Here is a 20,971-nt window from a genome sequence, read left to right as displayed (position 1 = left end):
CTCAGCCCCCCGCGAGGGCGGCGAGCCGGTCGCCGACGTCGGTGGTGCGGATCGTCGCCTGCGGGTCCCGGGTGGAGAGGTCGAAGGCGACGGCGGCGTCGACCTTGCGGGCCTGCTCGGTGCGGCCCAGGTGCTGCAGCAGCAGCCCGACCGACAGCACGGCGGCCGTGGGGTCGGCGATGCCCTGGCCGGCGATGTCGGGCGCCGAGCCGTGCACCGGCTCGAACATGCTCGGGTTGGTGCCCGAGGCGTCGAGGTTCCCGCTGGCCGCCAGGCCGATGCCACCGGTCACGGCCGCGGCGACGTCGGTGACGATGTCGCCGAACAGGTTGTCGGTGACGATCACGTCGTACCGGCCGGGGTCGGTGATGAAGAACATCGAGGCGGCGTCGACGTGCTGGTAGGCGACGGTCACCTCCGGGAACTCGACCGACACCTCCTCGACGATCCGCGACCAGAGACCGCCGGCGTGGGTGAGCACGTTGGTCTTGTGGATCAGCGTCAGGTGCTTGCGGGGGCGGGCGGTGGCCCGCTCGAAGGCGTACCGGACCACCCGCTCGACGCCGAACGCGGTGTTGAGGCTGACCTCGGTGGCGACCTCGTTCGGGGTGTCCTTGCGGAGCACCCCGCCGTTGCCCACATAGGGCCCCTCGGTGCCCTCGCGCACGCACAGCATGTCGATCGGCCCGGGCGACGCGAGCGGGCTGCGCACGCCGTCGAAGAGCCGCGCCGGCCGGAGGTTGACGTGGTGGTCGAGCTCGAAGCGCAGCCGCAGCAGCAGGCCGCGCTCCAAGATCCCCGGCGGAACGCCCGGGTCACCGATGGCACCCAGCAGGATCGCGTCGTGCTGGCGGAGCTCGTCGACCACCGTGTCCGGCAGCAGCTCCCCGGTGGCCTGCCACCGCGCGGCGCCGAGGTCGTACGGCGTCGTCTCCAGATCGGGGGCGACGGCGCGCAGGACCTTGAGGCCCTCCGCCACCACCTCGGGACCGATGCCGTCTCCGGGGATCACTGCCAGGCGCATGGTCGGGAACCCTAGGTCAGAGGGTCGTGAGGTCGGCAGCCCGGGCGGCCCGCGCGCCGATCCGGCCGGCGATGGCCTCGAGCAGCTCGGGAGGCGCGGGGCTGCTGACCGTGACCGCCATCAGCGCCTCGTCGCCGTCCCCGGCCGGGCTGACCTGGGCACCGGCGATGTTGATGCCGGCCTCCCCCAGCGCCGCCCCGACCGCGCCCACGACGCCCGGCCGGTCGGCGTAGACGAAGAAGAGCAGGTGGCCCGACGCCGCCAGGTCGATCTCGAAGCCGGCGACCTCGGTCAGCCGCGGCACCTGGTTCTTGCCGAACAGGGTGCCGGAGACCGCGACGGCGCGACCGTCGGCCATGGCCCCGCGCAGGGTGATCAGGTTCCGGTAGGTCGGGCTCTCCGGGTCGGTGGTCAGCGCGACCTCGAGCCCGCGCTGCTCGGCGAACAGCGGCGCGTTGACGTAGGTGACCTGCTCCTCGACGACGTCGGAGAAGACGCCCTTGAGGGCAGCCAGCTGGAGCACCGAGGCGTCGAACTCGCCGAGCTTGCCGCGGACGTCGACGGTGACCGACTGGGCCAGCCCACCGGCGACGGCGGTGAAGACGCGACCGAGCTTCTCGGCGAGCGGGAGACCGGGGCGCACGTCCTCGGCGACGACGCCACCGGCCTGGACGTTGACGGCGTCGGGCACGAACTCGCCCTGCAGCGCCAGCCGCACGGAGCGGGCGACCGAGGCGCCGGCCTTGTCCTGCGCCTCGGTGGTGGAGGCGCCCAGGTGCGGGGTGACGACAGTGTTCGACAGGCCGAAGAGCGGGCTGTCGGTGCAGGGCTCCGTGGCGTAGACGTCGATGCCGGCCGCGCCGACCTGCCCCGAGCGGAGCGCCTCGGCCAGGGCGGCCTCGTCGACCAGGCCGCCGCGGGCGGCGTTGACGATGATGACGCCGCGCTTGGTGGTGGCCAGCTCGGTGGCACCGATGAGCCCGAGGGTCTCGGCAGTCTTCGGCAGGTGGATGGTGAGGAAGTCCGCCTGCTGGAGCAGCTCCTCCAGGGAGACCATCCGCACGCCGAGCTGGGCGGCGCGGCCCGGCTGGATGTAGGGGTCGTAGGCGATCAGCTCGACGTCGAAGGCGGCCAGGCGCTGCGCCACCAGCTGACCGATGCGGCCGAGGCCGACGACGCCGACGGTCTTCCCGGTGACCTCGACGCCGGTGAACGACGAGCGGGCCCACCTGCCCTCGCGCAGGGAGGCGTCCGCCGCGGGGATGCGCCGGGCAGCGGCCAGGAGGAGGGCGACGGCGTGCTCGGCGGCGCTGACGATGTTGGCCGTCGGAGCGTTGACGACCATGACGCCGCGCTCGGTGGCCGCCGCGACGTCGACGTTGTCGAGGCCGATGCCGGCGCGGGCCACCACCTTCAGGTTCGGCGCCGCGGCGAGGGCCTCCGCGTCGATCTGCGTCGCGCTGCGGATCATCACCGCCGCTGCGTCGGCGAGCGCGGGCAGCAGCGCGGCCCGGTCGGCGCCGTCGACGTGCCGGATCTCGACGTCGGTCCCGAGCACCTCGAGGACACTCGGCGCGAGCTCTTCGGCGATCAGGACGACGGGCGTGGTCGAGGTCACGGCCACAGAGCCTAGGGATCCGGGCGGGGAGGCGCGTTCCGCGGCCGGTCGCCTTGCCCGCCCACGACGGGGCCGTGAATGCTGGGGTTTCACTGCCGCACCGACCCGACCGGTGCCGACCGGAGGGAATCATGAGCCAGTCAGACGACCCGTACCGTCCCGCCCCCGGCACACCGCCCCACGGCGAGAAGTCCCCGGAGCAGCCCGGCTACGGCCAGCCCCAGTACGGACAGCCCCAGTACGGACAACCGCAGTACGGGCAGCCCCAGTACGGGGCCGACCCGCAGGCGCAGCCCCCGTACGGACAGCCCTCCTACGGGCAGGAGCAGCAGTACGGGCAGCAGCCCTACGGCCAGCCGGGGTACGGCCAGCCCTACGGTGGCTACGGACCTACCGCCGTCCCCGCCCGCCCCCCGTCGGTCATCGTCGCGGCCGTGTTCGGGTTCCTCTTCGGCGCCCTGGGCCTGCTGGGCCTGGTCGGCGTCGTGGCCGCCGGGAGCCTGATCACGGAGCTGAGCGGCGACATCCCGGGGTACACCAGCGAGACGGGTGACGCCGTGAACGCCGGGCTGGTCATCGCCGGCTTCTTCATCCTGGCCTACACGGTCGTGATGATCTGGGGATCGATCCTGGCGCTGACCGGGCGCAGCCGCGTCCTCCTCCTGGTGGGCGGCTCGCTCACCATCTTCTTCACCGGCCTGGGCCTCCTCGGCGCGTTGAGCGACGGCGACGCCGGCGCAATGGTGGTGGTGCTGCTCATGTTCGCCGCAGCGATCGCCATCGTGGTGCTGCTCGCCGGCCGCCGTGCGGCGGAGTTCTACGCCGCGCACCGGTTCAACCGCACCGGTCGCTGAACCGGGTGGTCCGGGCGGGCCCGCCTGCCTCCGGCGACGATCGGTGTGACGATCAGTACGTTCCGCCATCGGACGCCACGAGTGCGACCGACGACCAGGAGGCCGTTCTCCCGATGTCCAACCCCACGCCCGACCCCTCCCAGCAGCAGCCGCAGCCCGGCTGGGGGCCACCCCCGCCCCAGGGCCAGCAGCCCGGCTACGGCCAGCAGCCGGGCTACGGCCAGCCCCAGCCGTACGGCCAGCAGCCCGGTTACGGCCAGCCCCAGCCCGGATACGGCCAGCCCTACGGTCAGCCCCAGCCCGGATACGGCCAGCAGCCCGGCTGGGGCCCAGGTGCGAAGCGCCCGGGCACGGTGACCGCCGCCGGGATCGTCGGGATCGTCGTCGGCGCCCTGATCGCGCTGACCAACCTGGGCGGTCTCGCGCTCGTGGACAGCGTCGGCGTCGAGGTCACTGCCGTCGACGTCCTGCTGAGCGTGCTCGCGATCGCCGTCGGCATCGCCCTGCTCGTGGGCGGCATCCAGGTGCTCCGGGGTGCCGCGCCGACGATCCTCCTGTACGCCGCCTATGCGACCGCCGCGATCTGGGTGTTCAACTTCATCGTCGCGCTGTCGGACGAGGACATCCCGGCCGGCTCGGGGCTGCTGCTCCTGATCGGGGCGGCGGTCATCGTCTCGCTCCTGCGCGGCCGGGCCGCCCAGCAGTGGTACGCCGGGCAGAAGGGCACCGCCTGACCTGCCGCACCACCCTCACGTCGACGGCCCCTACTGCTCAGCAGCGGGGGCCGTCGTCGTCCGCACCGCACGCGGAGGACCCCCGCTGCGGCCCCGGCGTCCCTACACTGCGCGCCACGGTCGCTCCGACCGGGGCGGCCGCCCCAGGAGGGAGTGCCCGATGTCCAGCTCCAGTGCAGGCCCCGATCCCGGTCCGGCCCCTGGCCCCGTTCCTGGTGGCGCACCGCAGGGTCAGCCCGCCTGGGGACCTCCCCCTCCGCAGGGCCGGCCCCCCGTCTCCGGGTACGGCCAGCAGGCGCCCGGCTACGGCCCGGGCCCCTCGCACACGGGCGGTCCCGGCACCATGAATGACCGTCCTGGTGGCGTGATGGCCGCCGCGATCATCGGCATCGTCATCGGCGGGCTGGCGCTGCTCAGCCTGTTCGGCCTGGGACTGCTGTTCGCGTTCGGCGGGTTCCTCGGGGTTCTCGCCCTGCTGTCGGTCGCCGCCGGCATCGTGCTGCTCGTCGGCGGCATCCAGGTGCTGCAGGGCAAGTCGCCCCAGCTGCTGATCCTCGGCAGTTACGCCTCGGTGGCCGTCCAGCTGCTCACGCTCGTCTGGGGGCTGGTCAGCGGATGGGGGTTCCTGTTCGGCAACTTCCTCGGCTTCCTGCTCCCGGCCGCGATCGTGTACCTGCTGCGCCAGCCGGACGCGAAGCAGCACTACGCCGCTCGCGGCATCACGTACTGAGAACGCGACCCCAGAACGCGACAGAGCCCCCGCGACCGGTCGGTCACGGGGGCCCTGTGGCGGAGCGATCAGCTACGGGCAGCGGTGCCCGTGTAGTCGTCCGACGCCGAGACCCAGCTCATGAGGCCGCGCAGCTTGCGCCCGGTCTCCTCGATCGGGTGCTGCTCGGCGGCGGCCCGCTTGGCCTTGAAGTCCGGGGCGCCGGCGTCCTGGTCGGCGATGAAGGCCGCGGCCCACGAGCCGTCCTTGATCGCGGCCAGCACCTCGCCCATCGACTCCTTGACGCGGGCGTCGATGACCTTGGGGCCGGAGGTGTAGTCGCCGTACTCGGCGGTGTCGGACACCGACCAGCGCTGCTTGGCGATGCCGCCCTCGTACATGAGGTCGACGATCAGCTTCAGCTCGTGCAGGCACTCGAAGTAGGCGACCTCGGGCTGGTAGCCGGCCTCGGTCAGGGTCTCGAACCCGGCGGTGATGAGCGCGCTGGCGCCACCGCAGAGCACGGCCTGCTCACCGAAGAGGTCGGTCTCGGTCTCCTCGGCGAACGTCGTCTTGATGACGCCGGCGCGGGTGCCACCGATGGCTGCGGCGTAGGAGAGCGCCAACTGCAGCGCGGACCCGCTGGCGTCCTGCTCGACGGCGACGAGGCAGGGCACGCCCTTGCCGTTCTCGAACTCGCGGCGCACCAGGTGGCCGGGGCCCTTGGGGGCGACCATGGCGACGTCGACGCCGGCCGGGGGCAAGATGTAGCCGAAGCGGATGTTGAAGCCGTGGCCGAAGAACAGCGCGTCGCCGTCCTGCAGGTTGGGCTCGACCGACTCGGCGTACAGGGTCCGCTGCACGTGGTCGGGCGCCAGGATCATGATCAGGTCCGCCTCGGCGGACGCCTCGGCCGGCGAGACGACCCGCAGACCCTCGGCCTCCGCCTTGGCGCGGCTCTTGGAGCCCTCCGGCAGACCGACGCGCACGTCGACCCCGGAGTCGCGCAGCGAGAGGGCGTGGGCGTGGCCCTGGCTGCCGTAACCCAGGACGGCGACCGTGCGCCCCTGGATGATCGAGAGGTCGGCGTCGCTGTCGTAGAAGATCTCGGCGGCCATGCTGTGTGGTGTTCCCTTCGGTTGGTCTGTACGGGTGCGGGGGGGTTCAGGCGCTGCGTTCGACGGGCCGCAAGGTACCGGCGCCCGACATCGCCCGCGGCCCCCGGCCCAGCGCGACGGTGCCCGACTGGGCCATCTCCTTGATGCCGAGCGGCGCGAGCACCGCCAGCAGGGCCTGGAGCTTGTCCGGGGTGCCGGTCGCCTCCAGGGTCACGGTGTCGGTGTTGACGTCGATGACGTGGGCCCGGAAGAGCTCCGCGGTCTGGAGCACCTGGGTGCGCTCGGCCAGCGGCGCCCGGACCTTCACCAGCAGCAGCTCGCGCTGGACGGCGGCTCCGCCGTCCAGCTCGACGATCTTGATGATCTCGATGAGCTTGTTCAGCTGCTTGGTGATCTGCTCCAGCGGCTGGCTCTCCGCGTCGACGACGATCGTCATCCGCGAGAGGTCGGGGTTCTCGGTGGGTCCGACGGCGAGTGACTCGATGTTGAAGCCGCGCCGGCTGAACAGCGCCGAGACGCGGGCCAGCACACCGGACTTGTTCTCGACGAGGACCGAGAGCGTGTGGCGGGTCATGCCAACGTTCCTTTCAGGGATCAACGGGACCGGGATGGCTCCGTCCAGAGGCTCGCCCCGAGCCTGCGAGGGGTGAGGAGGACGGCGTCCTTCCGCTACACCTGTCCCTCTCCGAAGACGGGCCGCAGGTCGCGCGCGGCCAGGATGGCGTCGTTGCTGGCGCCCGCGGCGACCATGGGCCACACCTGGGCGTCGGCGCCGACGACGAAGTCGATGACCACCGGGGCGTCGTTGATCGCCATGGCCTTCTCGATCACGGCGTCGACGTCGTCCTTCGACTCGCACCGCAGCCCGACGCAGCCCAGCGCCTCGGCGAGCGCGACGAAGTCGGGGATGCGCACCTTCTTGGGGGTGCCGTCGGCCTCCTGGGCGTGCAGCTTGGTGTTGGAGTACCGGCCCTCGTAGAAGAGGGTCTGCCACTGCCGGACCATGCCGAGGTTGCCGTTGTTGATGACGGCGACCTTGATCGGGATCCCCTCGATGGCGCAGGTGGCCAGCTCCTGGTTGGTCATCTGGAAGCAGCCGTCGCCGTCGATGGCCCAGACCGTCGTCTCCGGCATGCCGTACTTGGCGCCCATGGCGGCCGGGACGGAGTAGCCCATCGTCCCGAGCCCGCCGCTGTTGAGCCAGGTGCCGGGCTTCTCGTACTTGATGAACTGCGCGGCCCACATCTGGTGCTGGCCGACGCCGGAGGTGTAGATCGCGTCCGGGCCGGCGATCGCGCCCAGCCGCTCGATGACGTACTGCGGCGACAGCGCGCCGTCCTCCGGCCAGTCGTAACCGAGCGGGTAGCGGTCGCGCCAGTCGTCGAGCTGGGTCCACCAGACGGCCAGGTCGGGGGTGCGCCCGGCGGCGTGCTCGGCCCGCAGGGCGTCGACGAGCTGGGCGATCGTCTCCTTGGCGTCACCGACGATCGGCACGTCGGCCTTGCGGTTCTTGCCGATCTCGGCCGGGTCGATGTCGGCGTGCACGACCAGCGCCTCCGGCGCGAAGCTCGAGAGCTGGCCGGTCACGCGGTCGTCGAAGCGGGCGCCCAGGGCGACGATGACGTCGGACTTCTGCAGCGCCGTCACCGCGGCGACGGTGCCGTGCATGCCGGGCATGCCCAGGTGCTGCGGGCTGCTGTCGGGGAAGGCGCCGCGCGCCATGAGCGTGGTGACGACGGGGGCGCCGGTGAGCTCGGCCAGCGCGGCCAGCTCCTCGGTCGCCTGGGCCTTGAGCACGCCGCCGCCGACGTAGAGCACCGGGCGGGAGGCGCCGGCGATCAGGGTCGCCGCCTCGCGCACCTGCTTGCCGTGCGGCCGGGTGGTCGGCTTGTAGCCCGGCAGGTCCAGCCGCGGCGGCCAGGAGAAGTCGGTCGTCGCCTGGAGGACGTCCTTGGGGATGTCGACCAGGACCGGCCCGGGGCGCCCGGTGGAGGCCAGGTGGAACGCCTCGGCGATGCGCTGCGGAATCTCCTCGGCGGTGGTGACCAGGAAGTTGTGCTTGGTGACCGGCATCGTGATGCCGCGGATGTCCGCCTCCTGGAAGGCGTCCGTCCCGATCGCCGCGCTGGGCACCTGCCCGGTGATCGCGACCATCGGCACCGAGTCCATGTAGGCGTCGGCCAGCGGGGTGACCAGGTTGGTCGCGCCGGGGCCGGAGGTGGCGATGCAGACGCCGACGCGGCCGGTCGCCTGCGCGTAGCCGGTGGCGGCGTGGCCGGCGCCCTGCTCGTGCCGGACGAGCACGTGGCGGACGGCGGAGTCGAACAGCGGGTCATAGGCCGGCAGGATCGCGCCGCCGGGGATCCCGAAGATGACCTCGACGCCGACTGCCTCGAGGGAGCGGACGAGGCTCTGGGCCCCGGTGATGCCGGTGGCGGGCTCGGCGGCGCTCTCGGCGACGGAGCGGGCCGTCGTCTCGACGCCGGTCAGGGCTTCGGCAGCCTCCCGGCTGGCGGCCTCGGTGGGGGTGGTGGTCATCGCGCGGATCTCCTGTGCCTTGCGGCGTGGTTCGGGCTGGTGCGACGGACAGCGTGCTCGCTGCGCGGCAGGTCACGGCCAACAAAAAACCCCTCGTGCCCGCGGGCACGAAGGGTCAGCGCGTCGGTCGGTGACCGGACGCGCTAGGCGAGTACGAGGACGCCGCTGGTGCGGGCGTCTGCGGGCATGCTGGTGCGAGGCACTCCGACACTGTGCGCCTCAGGACGCCGCTGCGTCAACCGCCGTGTCCCACCACGTGGACACCCGCGTCCATTTCTGCGACGTCGGCGTCCAGGACCGTGGGATCGAAGGAGTCCAGCAGGGCGACCAGGTCGTCGAACGGCATGGGCCGCCCGAAGAGGTAGCCCTGCAGGAAGGTGCAGTTCATCGACTGCAGCTCGACCAGCTGCTCCTCGGTCTCCACGCCCTCGGCGACGACGTCCATGCCCAGGGTGCGGCCCAGCTCGACGACGCTGGCCACCAGGGCGCGACCGCGGGGGCCGGTCTCGATGCCGGCGATGAACTCCTTGTCCATCTTGAGCACCTGCACGGGCAGCCGCGCGAGGTAGGCCAGCGAGGACCAGCCCCGTCCGAAGTCGTCGAGCGCCAGCACGACGCCCATCCCCCGGACCGTCTCCAGGTCGCTGAGCAGTGCGTCGTGGGTGTCCAGCAGCACCGACTCGGTCAGCTCGAGGACCAGCTTGCCCGGCGGGAGCTGGGCGGCCGCCAGAGCAGCGGCGACGTCGGGGGCCAGGCAGCCGGCCTGCAGGTGCCGCACCGAGACGTTGACGCCCATCTGGACGTCCCACCCGTCGGCCAGCAGGACGGCCGCGTGCCGCGTCGCGACGCCGAGCACCCAGCGCTCCAGCGGGACGATCAGGCCGTCCTCCTCCGCGAGCGGGATGAACTCGTCCGGCGGCACGATCCCGAGCAGCGGGTGCTCCCACCGCACGAGCGCCTCCAGCCCGAGGATCCGCCGGTCGTGCACGCCGACGACGGGCTGGTAGAGCACCCGCAGCTGGCCCTCGGCCAGAGCCGCGGGCAGGTCGCGGGCGAGGCGGGTGCGCCGGCCGATCGCGGCGTCGACGGCGTCGCCGGAGGAGCGCACGCAGCGCTTGCCGGCGGCCTTCGCCGCACGCAGAGCGAGGTCTGCCTGCCGGACGGCGGCCGGCGCGTCGCCGGAGCCGTCGAGCCGGGCCAGCCCGATGCTGCCGGAGACCGCGAAGAGCGGGCCGGCGCCTTCCGCGCCGGGCGAGGAGGCACGGAACGTGCGGTCCAGGACGACGACGAGCCGCTCGGCCAGTCCCTCGGCCTCCTCGGGGCTACCGGGAACCAGCAGGGCGAACTCGTCCCCGCCGAGCCGGGCCACCAGGTCCTGCTCCCGTGCGCCGGCCCGCAGCAGCTCGGCCACCTGGACCAGCACCTGGTCGCCCGCCTCGTGTCCGGCGACGTCGTTGACCGCCTTGAAGCCGTCGAGGTCGACCAGCAGCACGCAGGCGGCCTCGCCGGCCGCCGCCCGGACGTGCGCCTCCTGCAGGTCGGCCATGAAGCGGGCCCGGTTCGGCAGCCCGGTCAGGTAGTCGGTGTAGGCCATGCGCTCGAGCTCGCGCTGGTCGGAGCGGCGGGCGGTGACGTCGCGGAGGTGCAGCACGAGACCCTCGCGCAGCCCCGTGCCCGGAACACCGGCGCGCGCGGCACCGGAGAGCTCCACGTCGCGCCACTCCCCCGTGCGGGTGCGGAGCCGGACGACGGGCGGCGCCGCGGCTGCGGCGCCGCCACCGGAGAGCACCCGGCCGAGGACGGCGTGGTCGGCGGGATCGACGAGGTCGGCGACGACGCGGTCGGTCAGCTCGCGCGCGGACCAGCCGAGCTGGGTCGAGGCGGAGCCGGAGACCCACCGGACCCGGCCCTCGTCGTCCAGGACGACGGTGACGTCCTCCGCACTCGCGGCCAGGGCCCGGAAGTAGGCCTCCGTCTGCTCCATGCGGCGGGTGAGCCGGCGGCCGTCGGCAGCCCACAGCAGACCGCGCACCGAGGTCTGCAGCACGACCAGGCCGATCAGGATCTGCTCCAGGAGCGAGAAGGTGTGGCCCGCGCTCACCATCACGACGACGACGCCGGTGACGCCGTAGGCGGTCGCCTGACCGACGACGACACCGAACAGGGCCGGTCGCGGCGACTCCTCCGGGCTCTCCACCGGCGCGCCCGGGTCGCTGTCCACCGCGGAAATGGCGGCAGCGAGCATCCCCGTCCAGGCGACGATCGTGATCACGTGCGAGGTGCCGGCGCCCAGGACGTTGGCGAGCGCGCCGGCGACGGCCACCACCGCGAAGGAGGCGACCGTCACCAGCAGCCACACCGCGGCCCTGCGCCGGGCAGGGTCGACGCGGGAGACGGTCATGAGCGCCACGCCGCACAGCAGCGCACCGGTGACGGGATAGCCGATGACCATGAGCGCGCCCACGAATCCGCGACTGCCGGCGACCGCGTCGGCCAGCACGAGGACCCCGACCAGCACGACGGCCAGGAGGACGATGCCGCTGTCGAGCAGCTCGCGCAGCCCGGGGCGTCGGCGGGCCCGGGACGGCAGCAGGAGCAGGCAGGCAGCGATGCCCAGGGGGGCGGCGAGGACCTGCGGCACCTGCGCGACGACGCTCTGCGACCCGGCCGGGTCGACGAGGTAGATCAGTTCCGCGACGACGAGCAGTCCCGCGATCGCGGACAGCACCTGCCACGGACGCCGGGAACGGGGATCCAGCCGGCGACTGTGCCGCGCGACCACCACGGCGGCCAGCGCCGAGGCGAGAGCGAGCAGCAGCGGGAAGATCCAGGACGTCCCCGCGACGAGCGCGACGCGTGACGCCACCGCGACCAGGGTCAGCACGCCCAGCACGGTCAGCGCGGCGACGGACTCACGCCGGGACCGCGGGTCCTGGCCGGCCGGAACGCTCGGGACGGGGACGGCATGCCGGGGTGCGCCGCGCAGGCGCGAGACGGGGGTCATCGTGCACCCCGCCAGCTCGACCGTCGTCCGTCCACACCTGTGACGTCGGCAGGGCCGGGTCGGCATCGCAGCCGACCCGGCCCCCGGGTCACCCCATGGAGGGGTCAGCCGCAGATCGCGCCCTGCGCCGCCGAGCCGACGAGCTTGGCGTACTTGCCGAGGACGCCGGTGGTGTACCGCGCCGGCAGCGGCTCCCAGCCGACCTTCCGCTCGGCCAGCTCCGCCTCGTCGACGAGCAGGTCCAGCGTGCGGGTCGAGAGGTCCAGCCGGATCCGGTCGCCGTCCCGGACGTAGGCGATGGGCCCGCCGTCGGCCGCCTCGGGTGCGATGTGCCCGACGCAGAGGCCCGTGGTGCCACCGGAGAACCGGCCGTCGGTGAGCAGCAGGACGTCCTTGCCGAGGCCCGCGCCCTTGATCGCGCCGGTGACGGCGAGCATCTCGCGCATGCCCGGACCACCGCGGGGGCCCTCGTAGCGGATGACGACGACGTCATTCGGCTTGAGGGTGCCCTCGGTGACGGCGTCCATGGCGCCCTGCTCGCCGTCGAACACGCGGGCGGTGCCCTCGAAGACCTCGGCGTCGAAGCCCGCGGACTTCACGACCGCGCCCTCCGGGGAGAGCGAGCCGCGCAGGATCGTCAGGCCACCGGTCTTGTGGATCGGGTTGTTCATCGCGTGCACGATCGTGCCGTCGAGGTCCGGCGGGGCGATCTCGGCGAGGTTCTCGGCCATGGTCTTGCCGGTCACGGTGAGCACGTCGCCGTGCAGCAGGCCGGCGTCGAGCAGCGCGCGCAGCACGACCGGGACGCCGCCGACGCGGTCGATGTCGGTCATGACGAACCGGCCGAAGGGCTTCACGTCGGCCAGGTGCGGCGTGCGGTCGCCGATCCGGTTGAAGTCGTCGAGCGTGAGGTCGACCTGCGCCTCGTGCGCGATGGCCAGCAGGTGCAGGACGGCGTTGGTCGAGCCGCCGAGCGCCATGACGACGGTGATGGCGTTCTCGAACGCCTCCTTGGTCATGATCTGGCGGGCGGTGATGCCCTTGCGGAGCAGGTTCACCACGGCCTCGCCGGAGGCGACGGCGAACGCGTCGCGGCGGCTGTCGGGCGCCGGCGGGGCGGCGCTGCCGGGCAGCGCCATGCCGAGCGCCTCGGCCACGCTGGCCATCGTGTTGGCGGTGTACATGCCGCCGCAGGACCCCTGACCCGGGCAGGCCGCCTTCTCGATCGCGGTCAGCTCCTCGCGGGTGATCAGCCCGCGCGCGCAGGCGCCGACGGCCTCGAAGACGTCGATGATCGTCAGGTCGTCGCGGTCGCCGAGCTTGCCGGGCAGCGTCGAGCCCGAGTAGAGGAAGACGCTGGCCAGGTCGAGGCGGGCGGCGGCCATCAGCATCCCGGGCAGCGACTTGTCGCAGCCGGCCAGCAGCACCGAGCCGTCGAGCCGCTCGGCGAACATGACCGTCTCGACCGAGTCGGCGATGACCTCGCGGGAGACCAGCGAGGCGCGCATGCCCTCGTGACCCATGGAGATGCCGTCGGAGACGGAGATCGTGCCGAACTCCAGCGGGAAGCCGCCGGCGGCGTGCACGCCCTCCTTGGCCCGCTTGGCCAGCCGGTCCAGCGAGAGGTTGCAGGGGGTGATCTCGTTCCAGGACGAGGCCACCCCGATCTGCGGCTTGCTGAAGTCGTCGTCGCCCATGCCGACGGCGCGCAGCATGGCGCGCGCGGGCGCCTTCGCGTCCCCGTCGGTCACCTCGTGGCTGCGGGGCTTCATGTTGGCGGTGTCGCTGCCGGTCGGGCGGTCTTCCACGGTCGTCACGCCGGCGATCGTATGCCCGTCTCCCGGGGCGGCCGAGTGTGCGTTGATACTGGTACCGACACCACCACCGAACGGAGCCGGCCGTGCCCTCCTCCGCCCGCCGCGAGCTGGCCGAGTTCCTCGGTTCCCGCCGTCGCCAGGTGAGCCCCGCGGCGGTCGGGCTCCCCGCGGGCGGCAACCGCCGGACGCCGGGCCTGCGCCGGGAGGAGGTCGCGCTCCTCGCCGGGGTCAGCCACACCTGGTACACGTGGCTGGAGCAGGGCAGGGACATCCACCCCTCCCGGCAGGTGATGGACGCCCTGGCCCGCACGCTGCGGCTCTCGCCGGCCGAGCACGAGTACCTGCTGCGCCTCTCCGGGCACGGCGGGGCGCAGCCCTCCCCCGCCTTCGACGGAGTGCCCCCGCACCTGCAGCGGCTGATGGACGCACTGATCCCCTCCCCCGTCTACGCGATCACCTCGAGCTGGTCGATCGTCGGCTGGAACTCCGCCTACGAGCGCCTCTACCCGGGGGTGGCGGCGATGCCGCCCGGGGACCGGAACCTGCTGTGGGCGGTCTTCACCGACCCTGCCGTCCGGACGCTGCTGGGCGACTGGGCCGCCGACAGCCGCCGCTTCCTCACCCAGTTCCGCGCCGAGGTGGGCCCGCGCCTGACCGATCCCGACGTCGTCGACCTGGTGGCCCGGCTGCAGGCGGCCAGCCCCGACTTCCGGGAGGGCTGGGCCAGCCACGACGTCGACCGGTTCACCTCGACCGAGCGCCGCTTCGAGCACCCCGACGTCGGTCCGCTGGTGCTGGAGCACCACCAGGTGACGCCCGCGGACGCGCCGGGCATCCAGCTGGTCGTCTACACCGCCGTCGACGGCACCGGCACCGCCGCGAAGCTGTCCCGCCTGGCCGGCTGACTGCTCTGGGAGGATCGGTGGTCGTGGAAGCCCCTGCCCGCCTGCGGATGAACCGGACCGCGCTCGTCCCCGTCGCGCTTCTCGCGCTCTGCGTCGTCCCACTGGCCTTCGCCGCGCCCTGGCTTCCGGTCCTGCTGCTGATCCCTGTGGGAGTCGCGGCCTGGGTGCTGCGCACCGGCGTCGACATCGACGACGAGGGCCTGACCCTGCAGGCGCTCCTCGGTCGGCGTCGCGTGCCGTGGACCGACGTCGCCGGGATCCGGGTCGCCCGGCGCGGCGACCTCTGGCTGGTCACCACCGCCGGCACCGAGTTAAAGCTGCCGGTGATGCGGGCGCGCGACCTGCCGCAGCTGGCGGCGCTGTCCGGCGGCCGGATCCCGCTGTCCGCTCAGTAGTCGCCGACGACGTTCTCCAGCGGCCGGCCGTCCAGCACCCGCGCGATCTGCTCGGTCACCGCCGCCGCGGCCCGGGCGTTCGTGGCCGGGACGGCGCCGCCGACGTGCGGCGTGAGCAGGAGCCCCGGAGCCGACCACAGCGGGTGCCCCTCCGGCAGCGGCTCGGGATCGGTGACGTCGAGCGCGGCCCGCAGCCGGCCGGAGGTGAGCTCGGCGAGCAGCGCGTCGGTGTCCACGACGACGCCGCGGGCGGCGTTGACCAGCAGCGCGCCGTCCTTCATGGCGCCGAGGAACGCGGCGTCCACCATGCCGCGGGTCTCCGGGGTGGCCGGCACGATCAGGACCACGACGTCGGCGTCGGGCAGCAGCTCGGGCAGATCCGCGGTCGACCGGACGCCGTCGCGCGCGGTGCGTGCGACGTAGGTGAGCTCGACGTCGAAGCCGGCCAGCATCCGCCCGATCGCGCGGCCGATGTCCCCCGCGCCGACCACCAGGACCCGCGCGCCGACCAGGGACCGGTGGGTGCCGAACGACCACCGGCCGGCGTCCTGCTCCCGCACGAAGAAGGGCAGCCCGCGCTGCGCGGCCAGCGCGGCCGCCACCGCCCACTCCGCCGTCGAGGGCGTGTGCGCGCCGCGGGCGTTGCACAGCACCAGGCCGTCGGGCAGCCGGCCGACGAAGGTCTCCGCGCCCGCGCTGAGCAGCTGCACGAGTCGCAACCGCGGCAGGGCCTCGAAGAACTCGCGGCCGGGGAGCGCGGCGCCGTCCGAACGCGGCACCCACGCCTGTGCCAGCGCGGCCTCCCCGATGGGCGGCCCGTCCGCGGCGTCGACGCGGTGGGCCCGCACCCGGGGCGAGACCGCCTCGACCGCGGCACCGATCGCGCGGGAGGGCACGAGGACGTGCAGGGTCTCGCCGGGTTCCAGGGGAAGATGCGCCACGCCCGGACTCTAGGCGTCACCCCCGTCGGCGCACGTACTGTGATCCGGGTGGGAGGACGGTCACGGACGCGGATTGCTCGACTGGCCGCCGCCCTGCTCGCCACCGCGCTCCTGGCCGGCTGCGGCGACGACGGCTACGAGCCCGCCGGCCCCTTCCGCCCGCTCCCCGAGGGCGCGCCGCCGGAGGTGGGCCGTCCGCCGGCTCCCCAGGCGCCCGGCGGCCCGGCGCAGCCCGGTTCGGGCGAGGAGGAGGGAGACGCGAACGTCGTCGCCTCCGGCCTCACCGTGCCCACCGGCCTGGTCCTGCTCCCCGACGGCACGGCGATCGTGGGCGAGCGGGAGACCGGGCGCCTGCTCCAGGTCTTCCCCGACCGCTCCCCGGCCAAGGAGCTCATGGTCGTGCCCGGCATCGACACCGCCGGCGACGGCGGGCTGCTCGGCCTCGCCCTCTCCCCCACGTTCCCCGAGGACGGCCTGCTCTTCGCCTACCTGACGACGGCGACCGACAACCGGGTGGTGCGCTTCCCGATCGGCGGCGTCCCGAACGCGGTGCTCACCGGCATCCCACGGGGCGAGGTGAGCAACGGCGGCGGCCTGCTCACCGGCCTCGACGGCAACCTCTACGTCGGCACCGGCGACACGGGGAACCCCGCGCTCGCCGCGGATCCGGCGTCCCTCGCCGGCAAGGTCCTGCGCATCGACGTCTTCGGCCGGCCGGTCGGCGGGCCCAGCCCGGTGTTCAGCCGCGGGCACCGAGACGTCACGGCGCTGTGCCAGGACGAGGAGCGGATGTACGCGACCGACGAGTCGCGGGACGGCCCCGACGAACTCGAGGTGATCACCGACCAGGGCGACGCCACGCGGCCGCCGCTCGCCTCGGTGCTCCCGGAGGAGGGGGGGCTCGGCGGCTGCGCGGTCGCCAACGGCACCGTCTTCCTCGGCGCCCGCGACGGGGAGCGCGTGCACGTGCTCACCCTCGACGACGAGGGCAACCCGATCGAGGACGCCACCGACGAGGTGCTGGGTGGCCAGTACGGCCGGCTGCGCACAGTGGTGCTCGACGCCGAGGGCGCACTGTGGATCACCACGTCGAACAAGGACGGCATCGGCGTCCCCGGCCCCGACGACGACCGCGTCCTGCGCATCCGTCCCCCCGGCGGTCAGGCCTCCTCGCCGCTATGACACTGCGATCCTCCGGATCGCACCGCGGCCATGTGCCGTCCCGGCCTGCGTGAAGCCGTTGGGTCACGCCTGCGCGGACCCCTCCGGGGCCCACTCGGCGCGCGTGAATCGGTGGACGACGTGGTCGCGCGCGTCCACCGGGTTGTCCGGGGTCAGCTCGCCGTCGGCGTACCGGGTGGCGCCGGCGCGGCGCAGGGCCCGCCACGACGCCTCGTTGCCGCGCGCGACCGGGACCAGCACGTCCTGCGCATCAGGGTGGTCGGCGAAGCCGCGGGCGACCGCCGCGGCGATGAGCGCCGTCGCCAGACCTCGTCCGCGGGCGTCCGGCACGCCGATCAGGTAGTCGATGCTCAGGGCGCCGTCCGGCACCGGGCAGACGGCGCTCAGTTCGGCCAGCGACTCGGGCTCGTCGGCGAACCGGTAGACCTGCACCAGCCCGAACGGCTCCCCCGCGTGCACCCCCAGGTACACCGCGGTCGGATCAGAGCCGTCGACGGACGGCCCGTACTGCTCCTCGACCGCCGCGGGGTCGTCGTTCCACCAGCGGGCGACCAGGGGCTCGGCGAGCCACCGCGCCAGCAGGGGGAAGTCCGACCGCCGCAGCGGCCGCAGCTCCACCTCCGGCAGCTCCACACCCTGAGGTTAGGAGCTGCCGGGGGCGTCAGGAGCTGACGAGGCGCTCCTCGAGCATGCGCTTCACGGTCGCGGCGTCGGCCTTGCCCCGGGTGGTCTTCATGACCGCGCCCACGAGCGCGCCGATCGCCTGGACCTTGCCGGCGCGCACCTTGTCGGCGACGTCGGGGTTGCCCTCGATGGCGGCGTCGACCGCGGCGACCAGCTCGTCGGAGTCGCCCATGACGGCCAGCCCGCGCGACTCGACGACCGCCCCCGGGTTCCCCTCGCCGGCGAGGACGCCGTCCAGCGCCTGCCGGGCCAGCTGGTCGTTGACCGTGCCGGCCGCGACCAGCCCGGCCAGCTCGGCGACCTGCTTCGGCGTGACCGGCAGCTCGATCAGCTCGACGCCGCTGTCGTTGGCGCGGCGGGCGAGCTCGCCCAGCCACCACTTGCGGGCGTCGGCGGGCGTGGCCCCGGCGGCGACGGTGTCACTGACCAGGCCGACGGCGCCGGCGTTGACGATCCACGCCATCTCGGCGTCGGAGAGGCCCCACTCCTCGCGCAGCCGGATCCGGCGGGCGGCGGGCAGCTCGGGCAGCGCGACCCGGAGCGTCTCGATCCACTCCTCGTCGGGGGCGAGCGGCACCAGGTCGGGCTCGGGGAAGTACCGGTAGTCGGTGGCCTCCTCCTTGCTCCGCCCGTCCGACGTGCTGCCGGTGTCCTCGTGGAAGTGCCGCGTCTCCTGCACGATGCGCTCGCCGGCGTCGAGGAGCGCGGCCTGACGGCGCATCTCGTAGCGCACCGAGCGCTCCACCGAGCGCAGCGAGTTCACGTTCTTGGTCTCGGTGCGGGTGCCCCAGTCCAGGCTGCCGATGGGGGCCAGCGAGGTGTTGACGTCCGACCGCAGGTTGCCCTGCTCCATCCGCACCTCGGAGACGCCGAGCGCGAGCAGGATCTCGCGCAGCTCGGTGACGTAGGCGCGGGCCACCTCGGGCGCCTTGGCACCGGTGCCCGGGATCGGCCGGGTCACGATCTCGACCAGCGGGATGCCGGCGCGGTTGTAGTCGACCAGCGAGTGGTCGGCGCCGTGGATCCGGCCCGTGGCGCCACCGACGTGGAGGTTCTTGCCGGTGTCCTCCTCGATGTGGACCCGCTCGATCTCCACCCGGTAGGTCTCGCCGTCCAGTTCGACGTCCAGGTGCCCGGCGGTGCACAGCGGCTCGTCGTACTGGCTGGTCTGGAAGCCCTTGGGGATGTCCGGGTAGAAGTAGTTCTTCCGCGCGAACCGCGACCAGGAGGCGATCCGGCAGCCCAGCGCGAGGCCGATGCGGATCGTGGACTCGATGGCGTCGGCGTTGACCACCGGCAGCGAGCCGGGCAGGCCCAGGCAGACCGGGCAGGTCTGCGTGTTGGGCTCCGCGCCGAACGTCGTCGAGCAGCCGCAGAACATCTTCGACGCGGTGCCCAGCTCGACGTGGGTCTCCAGGCCGATGACCGGCTCGTAGCGGGTCAGGACCTCGTCGAAGTCGACCAGGGTGTCGCTCATGAGGGGGTGTTCTCCTTGGTGCCGATCCCGGCCAGCAGGGCGTGCCCGCGGGCGGCGTCCTGCGCGGCCTCCAGCGCCGCGGCCACGCGGTAGCAGCGGTCGTCGGCCAGTGCGGGTGCCATGACCTGGAAGCCGACGGGCAGCCCCTCGGACAGGCCGCAGGGCACCGAGATGGCCGGCACGCCCGCGAGGCTGGCGGGCAGCGTGCAGAGGTCGGCGGCGTACATGGCGACCGGGTCGTCGACGCGGTCGCCGATGTTCCAGGCGACCGTCGGGCTGGTCGGGCTGACCAGCACGTCGACGTCGTCCCAGGCGGTGGTGAAGTCCCGGGTGATCAGGGTGCGGACCTTCTGCGCCTGCCCGTAGTAGGCCTCGTAGTAGCCGCTGGACAGGGCGTAGGTGCCCAGGATGATCCGGCGCTTCACCTCGGGGCCGAAGCCCTGCTCGCGGGTCATCGCCATGACCTCGTCGAGGTCGCGGCTGCCGTCGTCGCCGACCCGGAGTCCGAAACGGACGCCGTCGAAGCGGGCCAGGTTGGACGAGGCCTCGCTGGGGGCGATCAGGTAGTAGGCGGGAAGCGCCAGGTCGAAGGCCGGGCAGGAGACCTGACGGACCTCCGCGCCCATGCTCTCCAGCAACGCCACCGCCTCGGCGACGCGCTCCAGCACGCCGGCGTCGTAGCCACCCGCGTGGCCGTCGCCCCCGAGCTCGGTGACGACGCCGACCTTGAGACCGGACAGATCGCCCTCGGCGCCGCGGCGGGCCGCCTCGGTGAGCAGCGGCACCGGGGAGTCGATGCTCGTGGAGTCCATCGGGTCGTGACCGGCGATGGCCTCGTGCAGCAGGGCGGCGTCGAGCACCGTCCGCGTCATGGGGCCGGCCTGGTCCAGGCTCGAGGAGAAGGCGATGAGCCCGTAGCGGGAGACCGAGCCGTACGTGGGCTTGTGGCCGACCAGGCCGGTGACGGCGGCCGGCTGGCGGATCGAACCGCCGGTGTCGGTGCCGATCGCCCACGGGGCCAGCCCGGCGGCGACCGCCGCCGACGAACCACCCGAGGAGCCGCCGGGGATGCGGTCGGTGTCCCAGGGGTTGCGGGTGACCTTGTAGGCGGAGTTCTCGGTGGAGGAGCCCATCGCGAACTCGTCCATGTTGGTCTTGCCGAGGAGCACCGTGCCGGCGGCCTTGAGCCGGGCGGCCAGCGTCGCGTCGTACGGCGGGCGCCAGCCCTCGAGGATCTTCGAGCCGCTGGTGGTGGGCACGCCCTCGGTGACGACGACGTCCTTGAGCGCCATCGGCACGCCGGCCAGCGGGCCGAGCTCCTCGCCCTTGGCGCGGGCGGCGTCGATCTCGCCCGCGGCCGTCAGCGCGGCGTCGGCGTCCACGTGCAGGTAGGCGCCGATCGACTCGTCCTGCGCGGCGATCGCGTCCAGGTACGCGCGGGTGACCTCGACGGAGCTGAGCTCGCCGGACTGCAGCGCGCTGCTCAGGTCGGCCGCGCTGCTGGAGGTGACGTCGGCGCTCACGCCTCCTCCCCCAGGATGCGGGGCACGCGGAAGCGGTCGTCCTCGGCGGCCGGGGCACCGGCCAGGACGACGTCGCGCGGCAGGCTCGGACGGGCGACATCGGGCCGCATGACGTTCGTCATCGGCACCGCGTGCGTGGTCGGGGTGACGTCGGCGACGTCGGCCTTGCCGACCTGCGCGACGGCGTCGAGCACGGCTGCGAGCTGACCGGCGAAGAGATCGAGCTCTTCGTCGCTCACCGCCAGCCGGGACAGGTGCGCCAGGTGCGCCACCTCGTCGCGGGTCAGTTGGCCCTTCGGGGAGGGGGTGCTCATGCTGCGGTGGAACTCCACTTCGGCGATGCCCGGCGGCCCGCTCTCGGGCCGGGACGTGACCGGGTCACTGTACGTGGGGCGCTCAGGGTCCTGACCAGCGTGAGAGGCTGCCCCGGACCGCGATCGACGGAGAT

18 protein-coding genes are annotated in these 20,971 nt (G+C 73.4%); 6 read left to right on the top strand and 12 right to left on the bottom strand.

Annotated elements, in window-relative coordinates; genetic code table 11:
• Window position 1: 1 nt before the first annotated feature.
• Together LBW97_RS16205 and serA are read right to left on the bottom strand one after the other, a co-directional pair.
• Window positions 2-1,024 carry a 3-isopropylmalate dehydrogenase gene (locus LBW97_RS16205; RefSeq protein WP_224500388.1) on the bottom strand — a complete coding sequence of 341 codons (1,023 nt, stop codon included), beginning with the start codon at window positions 1,022-1,024 and terminating at the stop codon, window positions 2-4.
• A gap of 16 nt (window positions 1,025-1,040) precedes the next feature.
• Window positions 1,041-2,642, bottom strand: a complete 1,602-nt coding sequence (gene serA / locus LBW97_RS16200) for a phosphoglycerate dehydrogenase (RefSeq protein ID WP_224500387.1) — start codon at window positions 2,640-2,642, stop codon at window positions 1,041-1,043.
• Window positions 2,643-2,773: 131 nt separating this feature from the next.
• Between serA and LBW97_RS16195 the strand changes: the two genes are divergently transcribed.
• The 3 genes from LBW97_RS16195 to LBW97_RS16185 all read left to right on the top strand — a co-directional run bounded on the left by LBW97_RS16195 (window position 2,774) and on the right by LBW97_RS16185 (window position 4,960).
• Window positions 2,774-3,496 (top strand): hypothetical protein, encoded by a 723-nt coding sequence (locus tag LBW97_RS16195; RefSeq protein ID WP_224500386.1) that lies wholly within the window; start codon window positions 2,774-2,776, stop codon window positions 3,494-3,496.
• A gap of 113 nt (window positions 3,497-3,609) precedes the next feature.
• Window positions 3,610-4,230 (top strand): hypothetical protein, encoded by a 621-nt coding sequence (locus LBW97_RS16190; protein WP_224500518.1) that lies wholly within the window; start codon window positions 3,610-3,612, stop codon window positions 4,228-4,230.
• 343 nt (window positions 4,231-4,573) lie between these two features.
• Window positions 4,574-4,960, top strand: coding sequence for a hypothetical protein (locus tag LBW97_RS16185; protein ID WP_224500385.1), 387 nt, complete (start codon window positions 4,574-4,576; stop codon window positions 4,958-4,960).
• 68 nt (window positions 4,961-5,028) lie between these two features.
• On the opposite strand, the gene ilvC is transcribed toward LBW97_RS16185, so the two are convergent.
• From ilvC to ilvD, 5 genes are all read right to left on the bottom strand, one after another.
• Window positions 5,029-6,057 (bottom strand): ketol-acid reductoisomerase, encoded by a 1,029-nt coding sequence (gene ilvC / locus LBW97_RS16180; protein WP_224500384.1) that lies wholly within the window; start codon window positions 6,055-6,057, stop codon window positions 5,029-5,031.
• Between the two features lie 46 nt (window positions 6,058-6,103).
• Entirely contained in the window at window positions 6,104-6,631 is a 528-nt protein-coding gene (ilvN, locus tag LBW97_RS16175; RefSeq protein ID WP_224500383.1) for an acetolactate synthase small subunit, read from the bottom strand.
• A 95-nt stretch (window positions 6,632-6,726) separates the two neighbouring features.
• On the bottom strand, window positions 6,727-8,595 hold the full coding sequence (locus LBW97_RS16170) for an acetolactate synthase large subunit (protein ID WP_224500382.1): 1,869 nt from the start codon (window positions 8,593-8,595) through the stop codon (window positions 6,727-6,729).
• Between the two features lie 235 nt (window positions 8,596-8,830).
• The gene (locus tag LBW97_RS16165; protein ID WP_224500381.1) at window positions 8,831-11,599 is read right to left on the bottom strand and encodes a bifunctional diguanylate cyclase/phosphodiesterase; all 2,769 of its coding nucleotides are present in this window, start codon (window positions 11,597-11,599) and stop codon (window positions 8,831-8,833) included.
• Between the two features lie 104 nt (window positions 11,600-11,703).
• Complete coding sequence (ilvD, locus tag LBW97_RS16160) at window positions 11,704-13,416, bottom strand: dihydroxy-acid dehydratase (RefSeq protein ID WP_224500380.1); 1,713 nt, start codon at window positions 13,414-13,416, stop codon at window positions 11,704-11,706.
• Between the two features lie 83 nt (window positions 13,417-13,499).
• Between ilvD and LBW97_RS16155 the strand changes: the two genes are divergently transcribed.
• Both LBW97_RS16155 and LBW97_RS16150 read left to right on the top strand, forming a co-directional pair.
• Window positions 13,500-14,321 carry a helix-turn-helix transcriptional regulator gene (locus LBW97_RS16155; protein ID WP_224500379.1) on the top strand — a complete coding sequence of 274 codons (822 nt, stop codon included), beginning with the start codon at window positions 13,500-13,502 and terminating at the stop codon, window positions 14,319-14,321.
• 23 nt (window positions 14,322-14,344) lie between these two features.
• Window positions 14,345-14,716 (top strand): PH domain-containing protein, encoded by a 372-nt coding sequence (locus tag LBW97_RS16150; RefSeq protein WP_224500378.1) that lies wholly within the window; start codon window positions 14,345-14,347, stop codon window positions 14,714-14,716.
• Here LBW97_RS16150 and LBW97_RS16145 read toward each other — a convergent pair.
• Entirely contained in the window at window positions 14,710-15,657 is a 948-nt protein-coding gene (locus LBW97_RS16145; RefSeq protein WP_224500377.1) for a 2-hydroxyacid dehydrogenase, read from the bottom strand. The two genes, LBW97_RS16150 and LBW97_RS16145, sit on opposite strands and share 7 nt — an antisense overlap.
• Before the next feature lie 48 nt (window positions 15,658-15,705).
• On the opposite strand from LBW97_RS16145, the gene LBW97_RS16140 reads away from it, so the two are divergent.
• The gene (locus tag LBW97_RS16140) at window positions 15,706-16,839 is read left to right on the top strand and encodes a sorbosone dehydrogenase family protein (protein ID WP_224500376.1); all 1,134 of its coding nucleotides are present in this window, start codon (window positions 15,706-15,708) and stop codon (window positions 16,837-16,839) included.
• A gap of 63 nt (window positions 16,840-16,902) precedes the next feature.
• On the opposite strand, the gene LBW97_RS16135 is transcribed toward LBW97_RS16140, so the two are convergent.
• Genes LBW97_RS16135 through gatC form a run of 4 tightly spaced genes read right to left on the bottom strand, consistent with a single transcriptional unit; the run spans window position 16,903 to window position 20,837 of the window.
• The gene (locus tag LBW97_RS16135; protein ID WP_224500375.1) at window positions 16,903-17,472 is read right to left on the bottom strand and encodes a GNAT family N-acetyltransferase; all 570 of its coding nucleotides are present in this window, start codon (window positions 17,470-17,472) and stop codon (window positions 16,903-16,905) included.
• Window positions 17,473-17,500: 28 nt separating this feature from the next.
• Window positions 17,501-19,000, bottom strand: coding sequence for an Asp-tRNA(Asn)/Glu-tRNA(Gln) amidotransferase subunit GatB (gatB, locus tag LBW97_RS16130; RefSeq protein WP_224500374.1), 1,500 nt, complete (start codon window positions 18,998-19,000; stop codon window positions 17,501-17,503).
• Window positions 18,997-20,523 (bottom strand): Asp-tRNA(Asn)/Glu-tRNA(Gln) amidotransferase subunit GatA, encoded by a 1,527-nt coding sequence (gene gatA, locus LBW97_RS16125; RefSeq protein WP_224500373.1) that lies wholly within the window; start codon window positions 20,521-20,523, stop codon window positions 18,997-18,999. The genes gatB and gatA overlap by 4 nt, the downstream gene beginning before the upstream one ends.
• Window positions 20,520-20,837 (bottom strand): Asp-tRNA(Asn)/Glu-tRNA(Gln) amidotransferase subunit GatC, encoded by a 318-nt coding sequence (gene gatC / locus LBW97_RS16120; RefSeq protein ID WP_135146474.1) that lies wholly within the window; start codon window positions 20,835-20,837, stop codon window positions 20,520-20,522. Before gatC ends, gatA begins: the two co-directional genes overlap by 4 nt.
• Window positions 20,838-20,971 lie beyond the last annotated feature (134 nt).

The sequence above is a fragment of the Blastococcus sp. LR1 genome, assembly GCF_020166105.1.
GTDB lineage: Bacteria > Actinomycetota > Actinomycetes > Mycobacteriales > Geodermatophilaceae > Blastococcus.
Note: the sequence above shows the minus strand (reverse complement) of the source record. Positions and strands in the feature narration are given on the sequence as shown.

What these genes read in the sequence shown, in the direction of transcription:
- ilvC (WP_224500384.1), bottom strand. Translation starts at nt 6,057, where the DNA reads ATGGCCGCCGAGATCTTCTACGACAGCGACGCCGACCTCTCGATCATC.
- LBW97_RS16190 (WP_224500518.1), top strand. Translation starts at nt 3,610, where the DNA reads ATGTCCAACCCCACGCCCGACCCCTCCCAGCAGCAGCCGCAGCCCGGC.
- ilvN (WP_224500383.1), bottom strand. Translation starts at nt 6,631, where the DNA reads ATGACCCGCCACACGCTCTCGGTCCTCGTCGAGAACAAGTCCGGTGTG.
- LBW97_RS16205 (WP_224500388.1), bottom strand. Translation starts at nt 1,024, where the DNA reads ATGCGCCTGGCAGTGATCCCCGGAGACGGCATCGGTCCCGAGGTGGTG.
- LBW97_RS16185 (WP_224500385.1), top strand. Translation starts at nt 4,574, where the DNA reads ATGAATGACCGTCCTGGTGGCGTGATGGCCGCCGCGATCATCGGCATC.
- gatC (WP_135146474.1), bottom strand. Translation starts at nt 20,837, where the DNA reads ATGAGCACCCCCTCCCCGAAGGGCCAACTGACCCGCGACGAGGTGGCG.
- gatB (WP_224500374.1), bottom strand. Translation starts at nt 19,000, where the DNA reads ATGAGCGACACCCTGGTCGACTTCGACGAGGTCCTGACCCGCTACGAG.
- LBW97_RS16170 (WP_224500382.1), bottom strand. Translation starts at nt 8,595, where the DNA reads ATGACCACCACCCCCACCGAGGCCGCCAGCCGGGAGGCTGCCGAAGCC.
- LBW97_RS16165 (WP_224500381.1), bottom strand. Translation starts at nt 11,599, where the DNA reads ATGACCCCCGTCTCGCGCCTGCGCGGCGCACCCCGGCATGCCGTCCCC.
- LBW97_RS16195 (WP_224500386.1), top strand. Translation starts at nt 2,774, where the DNA reads ATGAGCCAGTCAGACGACCCGTACCGTCCCGCCCCCGGCACACCGCCC.